At 62.8% G+C, this 18308-nt stretch carries 16 protein-coding genes and 1 tRNA gene; 8 read left to right on the plus strand and 9 right to left on the minus strand.

Annotation, left to right across the window (positions count from 1 at the left end; translation table 11 throughout):
* Positions 1-34 precede the first annotated feature (34 nt).
* The 4 genes from ACN0X9_RS03335 to ACN0X9_RS03350 form a co-directional block, all read right to left on the minus strand.
* Entirely contained in the window at positions 35-1372 is a 1338-nt protein-coding gene (locus tag ACN0X9_RS03335) for a TolC family protein (protein ID WP_417486221.1), read from the minus strand.
* A gap of 5 nt (positions 1373-1377) precedes the next feature.
* Positions 1378-2688: an HlyD family type I secretion periplasmic adaptor subunit gene (locus ACN0X9_RS03340; protein WP_417486222.1), complete on the minus strand. Its 1311-nt coding sequence runs from the start codon at positions 2686-2688 to the stop codon at positions 1378-1380.
* Entirely contained in the window at positions 2688-4382 is a 1695-nt protein-coding gene (locus ACN0X9_RS03345) for a type I secretion system permease/ATPase (protein WP_417486223.1), read from the minus strand. The genes ACN0X9_RS03340 and ACN0X9_RS03345 overlap by 1 nt, the downstream gene beginning before the upstream one ends.
* A 139-nt stretch (positions 4383-4521) precedes the next feature.
* Positions 4522-5490, minus strand: coding sequence for a KpsF/GutQ family sugar-phosphate isomerase (locus ACN0X9_RS03350; RefSeq protein ID WP_417486224.1), 969 nt, complete (start codon positions 5488-5490; stop codon positions 4522-4524).
* Between the two features lie 363 nt (positions 5491-5853).
* On the opposite strand from ACN0X9_RS03350, the gene gpmA reads away from it, so the two are divergent.
* From gpmA to ACN0X9_RS03365, 3 genes are all read left to right on the plus strand, one after another.
* Positions 5854-6585, plus strand: a complete 732-nt coding sequence (gene gpmA / locus ACN0X9_RS03355; protein WP_417486225.1) for a 2,3-diphosphoglycerate-dependent phosphoglycerate mutase — start codon at positions 5854-5856, stop codon at positions 6583-6585.
* Complete coding sequence (gene ribD, locus ACN0X9_RS03360; RefSeq protein WP_417486226.1) at positions 6582-7205, plus strand: bifunctional diaminohydroxyphosphoribosylaminopyrimidine deaminase/5-amino-6-(5-phosphoribosylamino)uracil reductase RibD; 624 nt, start codon at positions 6582-6584, stop codon at positions 7203-7205. Before gpmA ends, ribD begins: the two co-directional genes overlap by 4 nt.
* Positions 7206-7276: 71 nt before the next feature.
* Positions 7277-8578, plus strand: a complete 1302-nt coding sequence (locus ACN0X9_RS03365; RefSeq protein WP_417486227.1) for a pentapeptide repeat-containing protein — start codon at positions 7277-7279, stop codon at positions 8576-8578.
* 80 nt (positions 8579-8658) lie between these two features.
* Here the strand turns inward: ACN0X9_RS03365 and ACN0X9_RS03370 are convergent, their stop codons facing one another.
* Positions 8659-9135: an Hsp20 family protein gene (locus ACN0X9_RS03370; RefSeq protein ID WP_417486228.1), complete on the minus strand. Its 477-nt coding sequence runs from the start codon at positions 9133-9135 to the stop codon at positions 8659-8661.
* A 221-nt stretch (positions 9136-9356) separates the two neighbouring features.
* On the opposite strand from ACN0X9_RS03370, the gene ACN0X9_RS03375 reads away from it, so the two are divergent.
* Complete coding sequence (locus ACN0X9_RS03375) at positions 9357-10289, plus strand: class I SAM-dependent methyltransferase (RefSeq protein WP_417486229.1); 933 nt, start codon at positions 9357-9359, stop codon at positions 10287-10289.
* Positions 10286-10954: a hypothetical protein gene (locus ACN0X9_RS03380; protein WP_417486230.1), complete on the plus strand. Its 669-nt coding sequence runs from the start codon at positions 10286-10288 to the stop codon at positions 10952-10954. The genes ACN0X9_RS03375 and ACN0X9_RS03380 overlap by 4 nt, the downstream gene beginning before the upstream one ends.
* Positions 10955-10958: 4 nt before the next feature.
* On the opposite strand, the gene hisN is transcribed toward ACN0X9_RS03380, so the two are convergent.
* From hisN to ACN0X9_RS03395, 3 genes are all read right to left on the minus strand, one after another.
* Positions 10959-11756, minus strand: coding sequence for a histidinol-phosphatase (gene hisN / locus ACN0X9_RS03385; protein ID WP_417486231.1), 798 nt, complete (start codon positions 11754-11756; stop codon positions 10959-10961).
* 64 nt (positions 11757-11820) lie between these two features.
* On the minus strand, positions 11821-12207 hold the full coding sequence (locus ACN0X9_RS03390) for a helix-turn-helix domain-containing protein (RefSeq protein ID WP_011644435.1): 387 nt from the start codon (positions 12205-12207) through the stop codon (positions 11821-11823).
* A 127-nt stretch (positions 12208-12334) separates the two neighbouring features.
* The gene (locus tag ACN0X9_RS03395) at positions 12335-13150 is read right to left on the minus strand and encodes an N-formylglutamate amidohydrolase (protein WP_417486232.1); all 816 of its coding nucleotides are present in this window, start codon (positions 13148-13150) and stop codon (positions 12335-12337) included.
* Positions 13151-13357: 207 nt separating this feature from the next.
* Between ACN0X9_RS03395 and cpdR the strand changes: the two genes are divergently transcribed.
* Entirely contained in the window at positions 13358-13723 is a 366-nt protein-coding gene (cpdR, locus tag ACN0X9_RS03400; protein ID WP_075188630.1) for a cell cycle two-component system response regulator CpdR, read from the plus strand.
* 140 nt (positions 13724-13863) lie between these two features.
* Here cpdR and ACN0X9_RS03405 read toward each other — a convergent pair whose 3' ends face one another.
* A complete protein-coding gene (locus ACN0X9_RS03405; protein WP_417486233.1) occupies positions 13864-16911 on the minus strand; it encodes a TonB-dependent receptor domain-containing protein in 3048 nt (1015 codons plus the stop codon).
* Positions 16912-17231: 320 nt separating this feature from the next.
* On the opposite strand from ACN0X9_RS03405, the gene ACN0X9_RS03410 reads away from it, so the two are divergent.
* Positions 17232-17306, plus strand: a tRNA-Val gene (locus ACN0X9_RS03410).
* Positions 17307-17326: 20 nt separating this feature from the next.
* Positions 17327-18238: a Stf0 family sulfotransferase gene (locus ACN0X9_RS03415; RefSeq protein ID WP_417486234.1), complete on the plus strand. Its 912-nt coding sequence runs from the start codon at positions 17327-17329 to the stop codon at positions 18236-18238.
* Positions 18239-18308 lie beyond the last annotated feature (70 nt).

Genomic DNA, 18308 nt, shown 5'->3' on the forward strand with positions numbered 1-18308 from the left:
CACGCCAACACCGTTCACTGCGACTGCGCGAGCGTCAAGGCACTTCGTTAGCATTGTCCGATCCTGCCTGCGGCTGCGGCATCCGCGCCGTCAGCCCCATCAACTCCAGTCGCTGGCGCAGCAGGGTGAACCGCGCGCCGATCACGTCAAGCTCGGCTCTTTCATAGGCGAGCCTCGCATCAATCAGGTCTGGCAAGGTTCCGAGCCCGAAATCAAACTCGCCGGACACCGCGTCGAAGTATTCGAACTGGGAGCGGGCGACCGCTTCCCGGCGGATCAGCTGGGCTTGCAGGGACATGGAACGGCGGAACACGATTTCCGCCTGTTCCCGCAACTGTCGCTGCATCGACCTCAGTCCGCTTTCTTCCTGCTCCAGCCGGGCGACTGCGCGGTCACTGCGGGCCCGTAGCGCATTACCTGTATACAACGGAACTGACACATCGATGCCGACCCGGTCCCGAGCGTCCCAGGTTTCACTGAAATCATCATAGACATAGGACGCAATGCCGACCGCCTCGATCACCGGCAGACGGCTGCGGCGGGCCCGCTCTCGTTGTGCATCAAGCGCCCTCACGGCTTCGGCCTGGGCTGCAAGACCCGGATTGCGCGTCAGTGTCAGGTCGACCGCATCATGCACTGTGACGACCCCTTCAAGGGCCCGGTCCAGGTCATTGGCAGCCGCGTCGGCACCACACAGTGCGCCGGGCGCATAGCCGGTATACTCCCGAATTCGGGTTCCCGCCCGCTCGCGCATGAAACTCAACTCCAGCGCATCGGCCTCCGCCTCTGCCAGCTGGGCCGCGATCTGTGCCCGGTCGGCGCGAGTGGCACCGCCGGTCTCCAGCAGCGCCTCGACGGCGACCCGCTGGCGGTCAAAATAGTCGCGACGCTCGGCGATCACGTCGATCATGGCTTCGGCCTCCAGATGCGTCAGATACGCATCGGCAAGCCGATTGGATGCATCAATCTGCTGGGCCCGCAATTCATGCGCCCTTTGGCCGATCGAGCGGCTGGCCGCGGCCATCGCATAATGGGAGTCACCGAAATCATAGAGGCGCTGGGACAGACGAACCCCGACCTGGTTCTCGATCTGGCTTCCGGTCAATCCACTGTCGCCGGACGCTGTTCGACCGAAGGTGGAGACTTGCGGCAGTCGCAGCGACTCGGCTTCCCGATAGTCGGCAGCGGCCTCATCCTGACGGGCAATGGCGCCCGCCACCTCTGGCGCGCGTTCGGCCGCCAGCTGCAATGCCGCCTCGAAGGACAGGCAAGCGTCCGCCTGGGCGCCTGCGTTACCCGCGAGGCCAGACAGTGCGAACAGCACTGCACCGATTGCGGTCACGCTTCGACGCTGAACACGATCCAGTTTCATCACCACTATCCGGTCCGGGCGCCGCGGAACAGCGACTCACTGATGGGTTCCAGCAGATAATCCAGCGTTGTCCGGCTGGAGCCGGAGAAGATGAAAACCTCCACCGGCATTCCCGGAATGACATCCAGCTCACCCAATCGCGCCGCCTGATCCGCCGGGATCCGAATCCGCACTTCATAATAGGAGACGCCGGTATTCTGATCAGTTTTCAGGTCGGCACTGACACTGATCACTTCACCATCCAGTCGAGGGGTCATCCAGCTCTTGTACGCTGTCAGCCGGGTACGGACTGCCTGCCCCTCATACACCGCCGCCCGATCGGCCGGCTGGATACGGACAGAGGCCGTCATTTCGCCGACAGCCGGCACGATCTCCAGAATGGCCTCGCCCGGTCTCACAACACCGCCACGCGTGGCAAAACGGAGATTGAGAACCTCACCGGACAGGGGCGCAACCACAACCGACCGGTTCAGCACATCCTGGGCGGCGGCAATCCGCTCGCCGGCTTGTTCAAGCTGACTGCGGACCTCCAGTTGATCAGCCGAGATCTGACGCAGGAAAGCCGCTTCGGTCTGGGCGATCTGGCCATCGAGGTCCTGCTCCAGGGTCGCGGCCTGCTGGGCATCCGTGCGCAGCCGGGAGATATCAGCTTCCAGCGCCGCTACGTCACGCTCCATGCCGCGCAGCTCGTCCAGCCGGGCCATCTGGCGCTCATATCGTTCCCGCAAAAGCGCGAGCTGGTCCTCGGCAGCAGCGATGACACGCTGGGTCACCCGTATCTGCTGGGCATGCAGGGCACGCGATGACCGGGCGCCATCACGTCGGGCGGTGAGGACCGCGATATCCGCCTGGAACGACTGGGTTTGCTGGCGAAAGAGATCGCTCTGCCGGGTAGTGACCGCCTCGCGTTGGTCCGGTGTCAGATCAAGATCATCGAGCGGGGTGAAGTCCGGCTCGTCCAGTCCGGCGCGCAAGGCCGCGAGACGTTGCTGGGAACCGGTCAGTGTGGCGATCTCCTGCAACAACTCGTCGCGCACGGCGAGCGAGGCTGTTTCCTGAAGTGTCAGCAGCGCCTCGCCAGCGACGACACGGTCGCCATCGCGCACCAGCAGCTCGTGAATGATGCCGCCCTCGAGGTGTTGCACCACCTGGCGGTCATTCTCGACCACGATCTGACCCGCCGCCGGCACACCTTCCGCCAACGGCGCCAGGCCCGCCCAAGCGAGGAACCCGCCGAGACCGACCAGGCAGATCAGCGCGGAATTGCGCACGAAGCCATCACCGAGGACGCGGCTCGCTTGTTCAGGCGCCGCCATCAGGCTGCGCCTCCGCGACCGGACATCTGGGTGCCGGCACCGGGGCCGGTTGCCAGTTTGAGGAATTGTTCCGCCGGCGCGGCCATGACGTCGCCATTGCGGACTAGCAGGACGGTTTTCGCCCTTTCGATGACGCGGCGATCATGGGTTGCCGCGAGGATGATCGCGCCGCGCTCTGCGGCCTGTCGCAACGCGTTGACCAGGCCGGGCGCTGCAGCAGCGTCCAGATTGGCCGTCGGCTCATCCAGCAACAGCAACACCGGATCGCCAAACAGGGCCCGCGCCAGGCCGATCATCTGGCGCTGACCGGCCGACAGATGGGTACCGCCCTGGCCCACGCGCGTGTCGTAGCCGTCCGGCAGGGCCAGAATGGCCTCGTGGGCGCCGGCCGCCCGTGCCGCCGCGATGATCGCATCGGCATCAGCCTCGCCCAGCCGGGCAATGTTTTCGCCGACAGTGGCCGGCAGGAGCTCGACATCCTGCGGCACATATCCGACATGGCGCCCACGGTCGGGCCCAGGCCAGTCGTGCAGATTGCGCCCGCCCAGGCTTATCGTGCCCGAACCGGGCTGCCAGGCGCCGGCGAGCGTCTGCAGAAGCGTGGTCTTCCCGGCACCGTTGCCGCCGGTCACCGCGACCAACTGGCCGCCCGATGCTGACCAGCTGAACGGGCGAACCTGTGGCACTTCGGCGCCCGGGACGACGACCGAAAGCCGATCCAGCTTCAACTCCGCCGCCGGTCGCGGCAAGGGCGTGAAACGCGGCTCGGCATCAGTCCCGTCGACACGTTCAGTCAGGCCTTTCCAGGCCGCCCAGGTCTGCACGGTATTGCGCCATCCGCCGACGATCTGGTCGATCGGTCCGAGCGTCCGGGCCAGGATGATGGAAGACGCGACGATGGCGCCCGGCGAAATCTCCTGGCTCAACGCCAGCGCCGCGCCTCCTCCGAGCACACAGATCTGCAGTATCTGCCGCGTCGAACGGGATATCGCGGAAAATTTGCCATCCCCTTTTGCGGCATCCATCGAAAAACTCTGCCCGGCGCCCTGGCTGGCACGCCAGCGGCGAAAGGCGGCCGGCACCAGTCCCATTGCGGCCATGGCCGAGCGTTGACGCTCCAGACCGGCAGCGAAATCTCCGGCGCTGCGCAGCGCACCCTGGGAAAACTGACCGGCCTGTCGTGTCGTCATCTCCGCGGTTACCGCCACTGCGAACACAATCACGGCGCCCACCAGACCGATCATCCCGAGGACCGGATGGATGAGAAAGAGAACGATCAGGAATAGCGGCGCAAAGGGCAGGTCGGCGAAAGGCAGCAACGATCCCGACTGCAACGCTGTCTGCACACGCTGGATTGCGCCGAGATCGCGCGCGAGATGCGGCGTCCCGGTTTCGGTTTCAAACCGGGCGAAGACCAGCGGCACCAGCAGGGAATCCAGTTCCTGACCGGCCAGCGCCCCGACGCGGCGGCGCCCGGCTTCGGCCGCGCCATAAATGCCGAGCAGAAAAACCGCCAGCACCGACAACCAGATCAGCGTATCGATGGAGGCCGAGGACAGAACCCGGTCATAAACCTGAAGCATGTAAAGCGGCGACACCAGAAGCAGCAGGTTCGAGGCGAGTGAAAACCCGGCCAGCGCCACCATATGCGGCCGCAAACGCTGCCGGACCTGCAATGCCAAGGGTTGTTGCATACTCACTCCCACACGGACCGGAGGCTTGGAACTCATGACCGGAGCCTGCCCTGCAATCCCGTCCCGCCTTCCCGGCAACGATACCTTGAGGATCAGGATTTCACCAGTGCCTGCACAGGCTTGAATGCACGATACCGGGCTATTTCAGTCCGACACGCAGCAGGTCATGAAGGTGCAGTATGCCAACGGGGCGATTGTCCGGATCGACAATGAACAGTTGAATGATCTTAGGTGTGCCCGCCGTCATCAGTCGCAGAGCATCCGCCGCCAGCATGCCCGCACTGCCCGTTCGAGGCCCGGCTGTCATCACATCACCGGCCCGTTTGTCGACGAGCCCCGCACCCATGTGTCGGCGCAAATCGCCGTCCGTGATGATGCCTGCCAGCCGGCCGTCCGGGTCGACGATGCCCGCGCAGCCAAAGCTTTTGGTCGTCATCTCGATAAGTACGTCACTCATCGGCGCATCCGAGGCGATCAATGGCACAGCATCACCCGCGTGCATGATGTCACCGACGCTCGCCAGGGCCGCCCCGAGCGCCCCTCCCGGATGGAATGTCTTGAAATCCGTGGCGGTGAAACCGCGCGATTCGAGCAAGGCAACCGCCAGCGCATCACCCAGCGCCATCATCAGGGTCGTCGACGTCGTCGGCGCCCGCGTTTCCCCGCAGGCTTCCGGCGATTGGGGAATGGCGAGCAGGAAATCCCCGGCCCGGCCGAGGGTGCTGTCCGGCTTTGCGGTCATTGCGATCAACGGAACACCAAAGCGGCGGCAATAGGCAATCAGATCGCCCAACTCCTTGGTTTCACCGGATTTTGAAAGCGCCAACACCGCGTCATTGGTGCCGATCATGCCCAGGTCACCATGGCTGGCTTCGGTGGGGTGGACATAATAGGCCGGCGTCCCTGTAGAGGCGAGCGTCGCGGCGATTTTCCGTGCGACATGCCCGGACTTGCCGATACCGGCACAGATGAGCCTTCCCTGGAGCCCCTCAAGGCGCGAGACGGTCTCTGCAAAAGCTGACGAGATCGACTGCTCCAGGGCCTCCATGCCTTCGCGCTCGATGGCAATGACGCGCCGGGCAGATCGCACGGAATCAATGTCAGACATGCCGTTTCCTCACAGCCAGTCAGGACGGAATGCCCTTTTCAGGAAGACCCAATAGCAGAACCGCGCACGTCCGGGGAAGAGACGTGCGCGGTTTGGGCGACAGGTTGCGGTCCGGCCTTAGGGGGACGGATAAAGGCCGCGCATCCCGACGCCGCTTATCGGAGCGGATAAGTCATGCCTTGGGTATCGGTTCAATGGGTTGAACCAGGCCCGCCCCGGGAAACCTGTGGTTCCTTTATACCACAACTTGATATTGAAGGCTAAGCGAATTCTGGTCAGCTTCGCGCACCGCCGCGCTGTCTTGCCCTGCTGCGATGGGCGGGCTATCGCTGCCCGAGACAGGGCAAATCGGGAGACGACCTCATGCCGCAACTCGCACTCATCCGGCACGGACAGAGCGAATGGAATCTCCAGAACCGGTTTACCGGCTGGGTTGATGTCGATCTGACTGATGAGGGCATTGCCCAGGCCAAGCGCTCGGGCGAATTGCTGGCCCGGGCCGGATTCGAGCCGACCCACGCATTCGTGTCCGTGCTCAAGCGCGCGATCAAGACACTCAACCTCACACTCGACGGGCTGGACCGTTTGTGGATTCCAGTCGATAAATCCTGGCGCCTCAACGAGCGTCACTACGGCGCCCTTGCCGGTCTCGACAAGAATGAAACCCGGGCCAAGCATGGTGACGAGCAGGTAAAGATCTGGCGGCGTTCGTTTGATACACCGCCGCCGCCGATCGCCACCGATCACGCTTACCACCCGATCAATGATCGCCGCTACGCCGACGTACCACGGGAGTTTCTGCCCGCCTCGGAGTCCCTGAAATCAACGCTGGATCGTGTCGAGCCCTACTGGTCGGAATCCATCCTGCCGCGACTGCAGGCCGGTGAAACACTGATCGTGGCAGCTCACGGCAACAGCCTGCGCGCCCTGGTCAAACTCCTGTTCAGGGTTTCTGACGCCGACATCATGGAAATCGAAGTGCCGACCGGAAATCCTTTGCTGATCGATCTCGATGACGACGGCACCACATTGCGCAATGCGCGGTATCTCGATGCCGAACGGGCCAAGCCGCTGCCGCCCCTTCCCGACGCATGACCGCGATCGACGACGCACGCTACATGGACCTCGCGCTGGCACTGGCGCAGGCCCAGCAGGGCCGCACAGCACCCAATCCGGCGGTCGGATGCGTACTCGTCAAACAGGGCCGGATCATTGCCACCGGCGCGACACAGGACGGCGGAAGACCGCACGCCGAAAGGGTTGCGCTGGATGCGGCCGGTGACCGGGCTGCCGGCGCGACCGCTTATGTGACACTTGAACCCTGCGCCCATCATGGCCAGACACCACCCTGCGCCGAAGGCCTTGTGCAGGCCGGAGTGACCCGCGTGGTGATCGCCTGCCAGGACGAGTACCACGAGGTCGCCGGCCGCGGTGTGGCCATCCTGTCCGAGGCGGGGCTCGTGATTGAAACCGGCTTGCGAAAGACCACTGCGGCCGCCCTCTATTCCGGTTTTTTCCAACGCCTTTCCAGCGGCTTGCCACAAATATCAATCGATCAGCGCGCCGGACTTTATGATGCAGAACTGACAGCCACGACGCCCGAAGCGGCCGAGGCACAGATCCACGCATTCTCGACCGCCGGCGTGAACAGGGTCCGGATCGCGCCGGATCACCCCCTTGCGAACCACGACTGGGCCGGATTCGGGAGCACCTGATCGGAATACTGGCTGTTAACGGTCGGTCGCTATGATGCCGGGCTGAAACAGATGCCGACAGGACCGCGCCGATGACCGGTCGCAAGATCGAGTTCAAAAGACTGACCCAGGACGAAGTCGACGCGATATGCGCCCGGCACGAACGCCTGTGGTCCGGCCGCTCCGGCGGCGCCCGGGCGAATTTCGCCTATACGATCCTCGAGGACATGGTGCTCGCCAACCGGGACCTGTCAGACGCCGACTTCAGCGGCGCTGTCCTTCGCGGTGCGGTGCTGTCAGGCGCGACCCTGAACAGCGCGGTTTTCTTTGCAGCCGACTTGCGCCGGGCCAATCTGGAAGGCGCATCAATGCGACGTGCCGACCTGAGGGGCGCCATCATGCGAGGCGCCAACCTGACCGGCGCCGACCTCACCGAAGCCGATTTGCGTGAAGGTGCCATCGCCCAGGTGGACAAGGAGAAGGGCCTGTCGGTCCTGAAGCACCGGACCCAGGAGAACGACGCCGGAACCGCCAACTTCACCGGCGCCAACCTGTCCGGCTCGAAAATGGCAGGCATTGCAGCACAGCAGGCCGACTTTACCGACGCCATGCTGTTGGGAACGCGGTTGATCCGCGCCAATCTGCGCGGCTCCTCCTTCCAGGGTGCCAATCTTGAGGGTGCCGACCTGTCGGGCGCGGACCTGTCCGATACCGACTTCTCGCACGCCGTTCTGATCGGCACCAAAACGACAATGGCCAAGACACAGGGCATGAACACGGACGGCGCCTTGACCAATGAGCCGGTCGGCATCGACCCCGAAGGCCTGGACCAATCGGTCGCCGACCAGATCGCCGAACATGTCCGCTGGTGCGACACCAATGGCAAGGAAGGCAAGCCCTCCCTGTTCGACGGCACCGACCTGCGGGGTCTGACCTCGCTGGCCGGCAAGACATTGACGGCCTTCCACGCGCGCGGCTCAACCCTGTACGGGCTGGACCTTGAAGGGGCACAATTACAGGGTGCCCGGCTTGAAAAAGCGGACCTGCGGATGGTCAGCCTGCGCGGCGCCGATCTGCGCGGCGCCGACCTGACCGGCGCCAATCTGTCCAACGCCGATCTGCGCGACTGCCAGCTTGGCCCGCTCCTGCTTGACGGGAATCGCGTCCTGCCTGCCTCGCTCGCCGGAGTGCGCGCCCGCTACACCGACCTGCGCGGTGCCGATATGAGGCAGACCAAGGCCACCGGCGCAGACTTCTCCTACGCGACCCTCAACGGCGCCAATGTAAAAAGGGCGGTGTTCAACGGGTCCTGCTTTACCGGCGCCCGCGTCGACGAGGACTTTACCGAACTGGTCGATTCCCTGGATGGTGCCGTCGACCTCGACGCCGCCTGACCGAACGAAAAAGGCGGCGAGCTTTCGCTCACCGCCTTCCGGGTCAATCGGAGGGAAATTCGACACCCGTCAGTGACGGGTCAGGCGGCCTTGGTCTTGCCGCCCTCGATCAGCCGGGCACGCTTGGTGCCGGCGCCGGATTTGATCTCGATCCGTTTCGGTTTGGCCGCTTCAGGCACTTCACGCACCAGGCGAACCTGCAGCAAACCGTTCTTCAAGCCGGCATCCGCCACCTCGACATGATCCGCCAGGTGGAAGCGACGCTCGAACGACCGCTCAGCGATCCCGCGATGCAGGAAGCGGCGATCATCGGTTTCCGTCTTCTCGCCGATACGGCCTGAAACGGTCAGAATGCTTTCCTGCACTTCAACAACGAGGTCTTCTTCGCCGAAACCGGCAACCGCCAGTTCGATCAGATACTCGTCATCGGCAACATGCTGGATATTGTAGGGGGGGTAGCCTTGGGACTCGATCTTGGTGGCCGAGTCCATCATGTCCGCGAGCCGGTCAAATCCGACAATCGAGCGATACAGTGGCGTGAAATCTACAGTTCTCATTTCAGTCCATCCTCCTTCAGAGCGATAAACAGGCCCGGGCCATCCGGGCGGTTGCGACAAGCCAGATCCGACGGATCCTGGCACTGGTTGCGAGCCCCGTTCGGCGACCCGCCCAACCTATTTGGGTAGCCATTTTGCCGGCTGCAACCCCCCGCAATCAGGATTTGCGCACAACCCCGGCCTTGGGTACCAATTGCGCATCTCATCCAGGAGTTTCCACCATGCGTCACGTTTCCCTTCTTGCACTTCTCGCCGGCACCGCGGTTCTGGCGGCCTGCAGCAGCGAACCCGCCGAAACAACAGAGGCTCCCGACACACAAGCGGCGGCCCAATCCGCCCCGGACACGACCGAGGCCAACATTGCGGAGACGCCGGCCGCTCCCGACCTGACCGTCCTCGCCGAAGTCATCGACGCTGATTGGCGGGACTCCGGTCGCGACCGCGACCAATGGCGCCATCCGCAGGAAACACTGGAGTTCTTTGAAGTCGATCCAAGCGGTACGATTGTTGAAATCTGGCCGGGCGGCGGATGGTACACCGACGTCATCGCGCCCTGGGTCAACGCCAATGGCGGCCAGTATGTCGCCGCTCATTTCGACCCTGAATCAGAAAGCCAGTACCGGCAACGCTCACGGGCCTCCTTTGAAGACCATGTTGCCGACACAGCGGTGTACGGCGATGTCATGACCGTCAGCTTCAACAGCGATACGGCGCTCGACCTGGATGCAGGATCGGTCGACACTGTCCTGACCTTCCGCAATATCCACAACTGGATGGCCCGCGGCTTTGCCGAACGCGCCTTCGCCGACTTCCACACAGTGCTGCGGCCCGGCGGCGTGCTGGGTGTGGTCGAGCACCGTCTGCCCTCAACTCGCGAGCAGGACCCGGGCGCGCCGAGCGGATATGTACAGCAGGCCTATGTCATTGCCCTGGCCGAAGAAGCCGGGTTCGAGTTCGTCGGCGCCTCCGAAATCAATGCCAATCCGGCCGATACAGCGGACCACCCGCTTGGTGTCTGGACCCTGCCTCCGGTGCGGCGCAACCCGTCGGCGGATAGTGAACTGGCCGCTGACTTCGACAGCGCAGTCTATGAGGCCATCGGCGAGAGCGATCGCATGACGCTGATGTTCCGCAAGCCCGCCGCAAGCGAATGATGCGAGCAATCCTGCTCGTTGTCGGACTGGTGGCCGGCCTTGTTGCCGCGGATGCCGATGCGCAATCCGTGGAGCGAGAGGCCGGCCCCCTGCCCCGCTTTTTCCCGCACCGCACGACCTATCTCGAGCTTGATCCCGATCAGCGGTCTCATTTCCGGCTTGCCTATCTGGTCTCGTCACAATCCGGCACCCCGCCGGAGGAGATCCGGATGTGGTTTAACCAGAATGGCGAAGTGATCTCCTTCGACATCGACTCGAGCGGTCGTATCACCCGCCTGCCGGGCCCGGACGAGTTGGCAGCAGAGCCCACCGTTTGGATCAATCAGGAGCGGGGCGGGATGTCGCTGAACCTGCAGTTCGAAGCGACGCTTCCCGGCGGTCCGGACTACACAATCGGCGATCTGCAGCTTGCCTTGGGACAGGCCAATCATGCGATCAGGCAGGCTGCGGGAGTGGCTGCGCTCTTCGCGCCGAATTTCAAGACACTGGTGTTCGAATTCGACGGCCTCGCCCCGTCCGCCATTGCCATTCACGATGACGGGACCACCACCGCCCTGACCGCCCAGGAGAACCGGGTCATGCTGCGCCCGCGCGACAGGGCCATGCGCAATCTGGTCCGTATCGAACTGGGGCGCATGCCGACGCGTGTCCTGCTGGACAGTTGAATATCTAGACTGCCGCGGCGGCGAGGTGCTCCAGAGCCTGTTCAAGCAGGGCTGGTGTCGCCGCCGCAACGACCTGGCCACCTTGTGAAGGGTCGCCGCCCGCCCAGTTTGTGATGACGCCGCCGGCACCGGTGACCACCGGAACCAGGGCCTGGACGTCGTAGATTTGGAGCCCGCTTTCAACGACGAGGTCGATGCCGCCGGCCGCCAGCATGGCGTAGGCATAGGCATCAAAGCCGAAACGGCAGAGCCGTGAGGCGGAACGGACGGCCTCGAAAGCACGCAGCTCGGCACCTTCGAACAGGTAGGGGTCGGTACTGGCCATGATGGCCCGGTCAAGCCGGTCGCACTTTGAAGCGCCCAGCGCCCGTACCTCGCCCGCGCGGTCGAAGCGGGCACCGCCCGGCCAACCGGAGAACCGCTCACCGATATGGGGTTGGTCAATCAGCCCCAGGCGGGGGCGCCCGGCCACTTCAAGAGCGATCAGGACGGTCCAGGTCGGCAGTCCGGCGATGAAGGCGCGCGTTCCGTCGATCGGGTCCAGGATCCAGCGGCGATCACCCTGGCCAACCGAGCTCCCGAACTCCTCGCCGAGGATTCCGTCCGCCGGGGCCAAGTCCGCCAGGACAGCCCGCATGGCTTGCTCGGACGCCCGGTCCGCTGCCGTCACGGGATCGAAACCCGCGGCCAGCTTGTTATCGATGTCCAAGGCTGTACGGAAATATGGCGCTATGGCTGCCCGCGCGGCGTCGGCCATGGCGTGAGCCGTTTTCAGATCGGTCTGGTCATCGTGTTCTGACATGCCAAGGCGCCTAGCACGGGCGGCGAGCCGGTGCCAGACGCCTGCGCGTCAATCACGCGCCTGTTCAGGCTGCGTCGTTGGCCGCTTCTTCCGGCTCCAGCGACTTGGCCAGTTCAAGGAGGCGTTTCCGGGGCCGCTCTCCGAGCCGGTAGTAGGCCCGGATAAGGTCGACGGTTTCTTTCTGGGAAAGGACATCCGCCGCCAGCGTATCGTCGCCATTGACCTCGTCGCGCTTGGACAGGCCCTCGTAAAAGTACTGGACCGGCACGTCGAGCGACTCGGCCAGCTCGAACAGGCGGCTGGCGCTGACGCGGTTGGCGCCGCACTCATATTTCTGGATCTGTTGAAAACGGATACCGACCGATTCGGCCAGTTGCTGCTGGGTAAGGCCCAGAAGGCGCCGCCGCCGGCGCAACCGTTTTCCTACATGAAGGTCGATATCACTTGTCATAACTACTCGCCGCCTGATCTTCGCGTCTCAAAGTGCGCCGGTATGAAACGCACACCTCACAGGAGAGCAAAGCGCGTGCCGGGCGAAGGCAGTGACCAGTCTTCGCCTGAAATGGGCATCAATGAGGCTAGACGGCAGCCCGCCAGTCAGTTCGGGCCAATGCTTTGACAAAGAAGCGTAATTTTTTGATCAAACTTGTGTGATCGGTGGTCAGCCTGACCCGGTTTTCATCAAGATAGAGGCCGCGATTGATCTCGACCTGAATCACATGGACACCGTCATGTGGCCGCCCGTAATGCTCAGTCGTATAGCCGCCCGCGTAGGGGTTGTTCCGAACTGTTACGAGTCCAAGGTCGCGGAACACCGCTTCGGCAAGGTCGGTCAGGGCGCCATCGCATGACGTGCCGAACCGGTCGCCCAGCACAATATCGGCGCCGCGGGCGCTGGAGGCCGGCATGGAATGCATATCGGCGAGGACAACATGTCCAAAGCGGGACTTCAGGTCAGAAATCTCTGCGCAAAGCGCCGCGTGGTATGGGTGGTAGAAGCGGTCCAGCCGAGCGCGGGCCTCTCCGAAACGCAAGCGGCGTCGATACAGGGGTCGCCCCTCGGCGCCAATTCGGGGAATGACACCCAGTCCTGAGTCGGCGCGCCGAGAGGGCTCGATGTCCGACACCGGAACACGGTCCGAGAACATGCCCGGATCCAACTCCCCGACGCTCCGATTGACATCGACGAAGACACGCGGAAACCCGGCGCAGACCAGGCTGGCGCCATATTCCGGTGCGAAATCAATCAGATTGTCGACAAAGGCGTCCTCCGAGCGACGCAGCAACTCGAGCGGCAACCTTGTCGAAGCGCGCAATTCGGCGTCATAATCGCGACCGGAATGCGGTGATGCCAGAATGACAGGACAAGCCTGACCATCCGCCGGCCGCCGCACCCGCACGACCCCGTCTGAAGGCTGCGGCTGGTCCTGACCGGCTCCAGCGTCTGACCGAGGCGCGCAAATGGTGGGAATCGTTGGTGCCATCGACGGAGATTGGGCAGCTGCTCAACGCGGGTCAAGGATGGCAGCGCGTTCAGCCCGTTTTTACCAGATGGCTGTATCGTGCCGTCAGTTTGAGAATTCGCAAGGGTGGGAACCAAGATGGCAAAGATTCTTCTCGCGGAAGACGACGACTCGATGCGCGACTTCCTGGCCAAGGCGCTGAAGCGCGCCGGGCATGAAGTTCTGGTGTGTTCGGACGGTGAGGAAGGTCTCGATGCGATCGGCGAACAGCCGGCGCAGTTCGACCTGCTGCTGACCGATATCGTGATGCCGGGGGTCGACGGTATCGAGCTGGCCCGGCGTGCCGCGGAAATCGATCCGGCCCTGAAGATCATGTTCATCACCGGCTTCGCGGCCGTTGCACTGAACCCGGGCTCGGGGGCACCGACGAATGCAAAGGTGCTCTCCAAGCCTTTCCACCTGCGAGAGCTGGTGGACGAGGTGGCCCGTGTCATGGCCGCCTGATCAAAGGCTGAGACGAAAACAATAAACGCCGCCCATCGGGCGGCGTTTTTTTGTGTGCCAGGCACGGCCGGGACACAGGCAAAGAAAAAGGGGGCCGCCCGAAAGGCGGCCCCCCAATTCCGTCAGCAATGGTCTGGAGACTACCAGGCCTTGCGGATGTTCATGAACAGGGCGCGACCGACGAGGTCATAGCCCGAACCCAGAACCTGGCTACCAGAGCCAAGCGTGGCGCCGGAAGCGTCCTGGTCGATCACAGCCGGACCTTCGTCGGTCAGGTTGTTCACGCCAACGGTGACGCCCCAGGTGTCCGATTGCCAGTTGATCGACAGATCCTGGTAGTAGACAGCGTCCCAGCTATCGACAGCATCGCCGCCGAGCTCGGATGCAGCCTCGAGACGGTCACCGTAGTTGACACCAACCACGTTGGAGATCGACGCCTGCTCACCGAGGTAACGGATACGCCAGTTGAGGCGCCAGTCACCACGCTCGAAGCGGTTGTTGATCGTGCCACGCCATTCCGGGTTACCCCAATCACCAACGAAGTTGTTGGTGTCGGACTGTGCCGTGGTCTGGCTCAGGATCTCTTCCGACTTCGTGAACGTCGTGTACATGTCGTAGTTGAAGCCACCGAACAGGTCGATATCCATGTTGAAACGACCATGGAAGTCCCAACCCGTAGCTTCCTGCGTAGCAACGTTGAACGGTGTGTTGTCAACGAGCGTGAGGAGACCGGAGGCCGCGTCACGTGTACGACGTGCACAGAACGGATCGTTCGGGAAGTTGGTCGAGCTGTAGCACTGCGCCAGAGAGAAGGCCGTGCCCGGGATCGCGATGGAATCCTCGACCTCGATACCCCAATAGCTGACACGCAGCGAGGCATCGAATGCATCCGTGAACGGTTGGTCAAAGACGAAACCGATCGAGTATGCATCGGACGTTTCCGGATCAAGACCCGGGTTACCCGAACGGAAAGCCTCGATGGACGAGACACCGCCGAGACCCAGAGCCGTCGGATCGACGCCTTCAGAGACACAGTTCGCCAGAACCTGAGCGTCACGATTGTCGCTCGTCGGGTCGTAAACGCCGCCATTGTTGGCCGCAAGCGGAACAACACAGGGGTCATTATAACCAGAGTCGAAACCGGTCTGACCGCCGAGGAAGAGTTCCCGGAGGTTCGGAGCGCGGAAAGACGTGCCCATCGTACCGTTGAAGGTCAGCGAGTCATTGACGACCCAGGCACCACGAACGGAGTAGGTCGAGTTCTGACCGTAGAACTCGTGGTCGGTCAAACGACCGGCCAGGTCCACCGTGATGTCTTCAGCGAAGGCAGCACCGGAAACCAGCGGGATGGAGAGCTCGCCGTAGTACTCGGTCAGGGACGCCTGTCCCACCGAGCGACGGTCGGCGAAGTAACCAGCCGCACGACCTTGCGAGGCCACCGTATCCGTACCGGAGTCGAGTGAATCGCGACGCCATTCGATACCGATCACCGCATTCACTTCACCAGCCGGCAGTTCGAAAACCGGACCCGTGGTGAAACCGCCCACGATGAGCTGGTCAACAGTGGTCGTTGCCGTACGGTCGATACGCAGGAAGTCATACTCATCCTGGGTATTGAACTGCGGTCCCGTCACACCATCACTGGGATACAGCGACGATGCGAACAGGTTGACCGGCACGCAATTGCTCGGGCTCAGGAAGCCGAACAGCGAGACGTTCGAGTTGTCGTAACCACAAACGATCTGGCCACCTTCGACACGGGTCGTGGCGATGGCTGCCGTCAGGCGTTCTTCGTCAACCTGCGGACGACGCGAGTAACCCATCGAGCGGGTGTAACCAGCGAACATCTCGTACGACCAGGACGGAGCAAAGCTCCAGTCGCCCTGCAGACCCGACATGAAGCGGGTGTACTGGGTTTCAACGTCGATGTTGGAACGCTCGATCGGCGAAGCGAAGATCGGAACGACATCGAAGCCGAACGGGTTGTACGGGTTGGAGGCGCCCACGGTCGGGAAGATCTGGCCGTGGTAACCGGAACGGTAGGTCGTCTGCGAGTTGGTGTGAAGCAGCTCGGTGAAGACCGTCACGTTTTCCTGACCAAGGATACGGTCGATGGTGTAATCGCCCGTAAACATGAAGGAGTAACGCTGGCTGTCCGGGACGATGTCGGTCGACTGATCGAGATAAGGCGAACGATACTGCTCATCACCAGAGTTGCCGGTCGACCAGCCCTGGATCGGAACCACGAAGTTCGAGGTGCCCGGGGTGGAGTAGACGTCTGTCTGCCAAAGGCCCGGATTGGCGAAGTAAGATGCCAGGCTCGGAGCGCCATCGACGTAGTAGCTGAACGTCCGGACGCGGTTGATGATCGAGCCTTCACACTCTGACAGCAGCGAACCGTCAGCGGCGATCTCGATGTCACGGCTACAGTAGAGCTGATCGGTCGGATCCCAGTTGGCGTCGCGGTCCTGGACCTGCAGGCGCTGCTGGTGGAAGTACTCCATGGAGAACATGAAGCGGCCATTCTCGGAAGAATCGCCCAGCGTCATGTTCCAGCGATGCGAACCGCCACCGGCTTCTTCCGGCGAAGACGTCACGGCACCGACACGGAAACCTTCGAACTGATCCTTCAGGATCACGTTCACAACACCGGCAACAGCGTCAGAACCGTAAACCGACGATGCGCCATCCAGCAGGATGTCGACGCGAGCGATCGCGTAGGTCGGGATGATGTCGAGGTTCGGCAGCGACGGAGCGCCTTCAACGCCCGACGGTGCAACCCGGCGGCCATTGATCAGCAGCAGCGTCTGGTCCGGATTCAGACCACGCAGCGAGATGGTGTTCGAGCCCGGGCCGGCGTCGGTGACGAAAGCACCGGCGATGGCGTTGTCGAGCTGGACGCCCTGGGCCACGGACGACGTCTGGAGGATGGCCGCGGCGTCGATCAGACCGGCGTCACGAATTTCCTCAGCGTCGATGACCTGAAGCGGTGCCGGCGAGCTGAATGCGTCGCGGCGGATACGGGAACCGGTGATGACAATGGTGTCATCGCTGGATTCCTCGGCTTGCTCGTCTTCGTCCTCGTCCTGGTTCTGTGCGTAGGCCGGCGAAATGGTCAGACCGGCGGCAGCAAAGCCAGCGAGGATGGTTGAGCGCAGAAGACGCTCACGATCCCAAATATTGCTCACGATTGTACCCCTTTGTTACGTGTCACCCGGATCCGCCTTGATGCAGAACTCGGGATGGTCGGGTAAGACCCTACCTGCCTGAACTATGTCGAAGGCCTGCTGGTGATGGAAGCAAGACTCGCTGCGCTGCCGCATTTCTGTCGTAATTGTTGCAAAAAAGTCATAGGCCATTCAGCGGGAAGCAACATGCCGGAAAGGGCGATGCGCGCGATTTCGGAGCCGGCTGGAGGGTCGCATGCACCGATCCTGCAATCAGGTGCGACAGACGGCTTGCACTCGATGAAAGCTGGGGTTAGAACCCCGGCTCTCTTGAGACGGATGGGCGATTAGCTCAGCGGGAGAGCACTTCGTTGACATCGAAGGGGTCACTGGTTCAATCCCAGTATCGCCCACCATCAAGTCTCAGGTCGAAACGATGCAGACACGCGCCCCGCACACCGGAACCAGCATCAACAGCTCGGCGAACAATCCCCGCATCCCGGCGACGACCCGCCTGCCCTATGAGACCATGTCTGCCATGTTCACCTACCTTGCCCAGCAAGGCGTGGACCAGTCCGGCGACCCGCTCGGACTCGACACCGTCCAGCTGTCACGCCAATACGCGATCTGCCTCGTTCCGCGCTCTGGCAGCACTTATCTCACCCACCTCCTGAAGGAAGCCGGAGGCTTCGGATTCCCGGATGAGTGGATGGCTATCGGGACGTGTGAGAAAGAAGCCCGCGATACAGCAGCAGCCGACTGGGACCAGCTCCTCAAGCGGATAATGGCTCGCCACGCGTCGGAGAATGGTGTCAGCGGCGTTGAGTTCGCCCTCGCCCACCTTACCTGGGGCCGACAGGCAACGGGCCGGAAGGACATACTCGATCCCGCTTGGACCTATTTCTATCTGCGCCGTCGCAATATCGTTCGCCAGGCCATTTCGATGCACGTCGCCCACCAGTCCGGCGTGCTTCACTCCTACCAGCTTGATGATGACGCACGAAAAGTGCGCGACGCCGTAATGTACGACACTCCGGCGATCCGGAACTGGATCAAGTTCCTGCACGATGAAGAACTCAAATGGGAGCGCGAGTTCGGAAGCGTCGGAATCGAACCGGTTCGCCTTTACTACGAAGATATCACGACCCGGCCCGAGCGCGCCGTGCGACTGTTCTCCAATGTGCTCGGCTTGTCCGAGACGCCTTCCGTCAAGACCAGTCCGATTGAACGGGTCGGCACGTCGCGAACCGATGAGTGGGAAGACCGCTATCGCTTGGAGGATGGGGATTTCCTCGCATCCTTGGCGCATCACCGGCCGTTCGTACACACACCCGTCCAGATGACCTGACCTGACCGGGCCGGGCGCACTGCGTCTGCGCCCTACCGCGACGCGATCCGGATCGCTATGTCTCGCTGAC

The organism is Maricaulis sp. (assembly GCF_048268525.1).
GTDB lineage: Bacteria > Pseudomonadota > Alphaproteobacteria > Caulobacterales > Maricaulaceae > Maricaulis.

What these genes read in the sequence shown, in the direction of transcription:
- cpdR (WP_075188630.1), top strand. Translation starts at nt 13,358, where the DNA reads ATGGCAAAGATTCTTCTCGCGGAAGACGACGACTCGATGCGCGACTTC.
- ACN0X9_RS03365 (WP_417486227.1), top strand. Translation starts at nt 7,277, where the DNA reads ATGACCGGTCGCAAGATCGAGTTCAAAAGACTGACCCAGGACGAAGTC.
- gpmA (WP_417486225.1), top strand. Translation starts at nt 5,854, where the DNA reads ATGCCGCAACTCGCACTCATCCGGCACGGACAGAGCGAATGGAATCTC.
- ACN0X9_RS03370 (WP_417486228.1), bottom strand. Translation starts at nt 9,135, where the DNA reads ATGAGAACTGTAGATTTCACGCCACTGTATCGCTCGATTGTCGGATTT.
- ACN0X9_RS03380 (WP_417486230.1), top strand. Translation starts at nt 10,286, where the DNA reads ATGATGCGAGCAATCCTGCTCGTTGTCGGACTGGTGGCCGGCCTTGTT.
- ACN0X9_RS03375 (WP_417486229.1), top strand. Translation starts at nt 9,357, where the DNA reads ATGCGTCACGTTTCCCTTCTTGCACTTCTCGCCGGCACCGCGGTTCTG.
- hisN (WP_417486231.1), bottom strand. Translation starts at nt 11,756, where the DNA reads ATGTCAGAACACGATGACCAGACCGATCTGAAAACGGCTCACGCCATG.
- ACN0X9_RS03335 (WP_417486221.1), bottom strand. Translation starts at nt 1,372, where the DNA reads ATGAAACTGGATCGTGTTCAGCGTCGAAGCGTGACCGCAATCGGTGCA.
- ACN0X9_RS03390 (WP_011644435.1), bottom strand. Translation starts at nt 12,207, where the DNA reads ATGACAAGTGATATCGACCTTCATGTAGGAAAACGGTTGCGCCGGCGG.
- ACN0X9_RS03350 (WP_417486224.1), bottom strand. Translation starts at nt 5,490, where the DNA reads ATGTCTGACATTGATTCCGTGCGATCTGCCCGGCGCGTCATTGCCATC.
- ACN0X9_RS03415 (WP_417486234.1), top strand. Translation starts at nt 17,327, where the DNA reads ATGCAGACACGCGCCCCGCACACCGGAACCAGCATCAACAGCTCGGCG.
- ribD (WP_417486226.1), top strand. Translation starts at nt 6,582, where the DNA reads ATGACCGCGATCGACGACGCACGCTACATGGACCTCGCGCTGGCACTG.
- ACN0X9_RS03345 (WP_417486223.1), bottom strand. Translation starts at nt 4,382, where the DNA reads ATGCAACAACCCTTGGCATTGCAGGTCCGGCAGCGTTTGCGGCCGCAT.
- ACN0X9_RS03340 (WP_417486222.1), bottom strand. Translation starts at nt 2,688, where the DNA reads ATGGCGGCGCCTGAACAAGCGAGCCGCGTCCTCGGTGATGGCTTCGTG.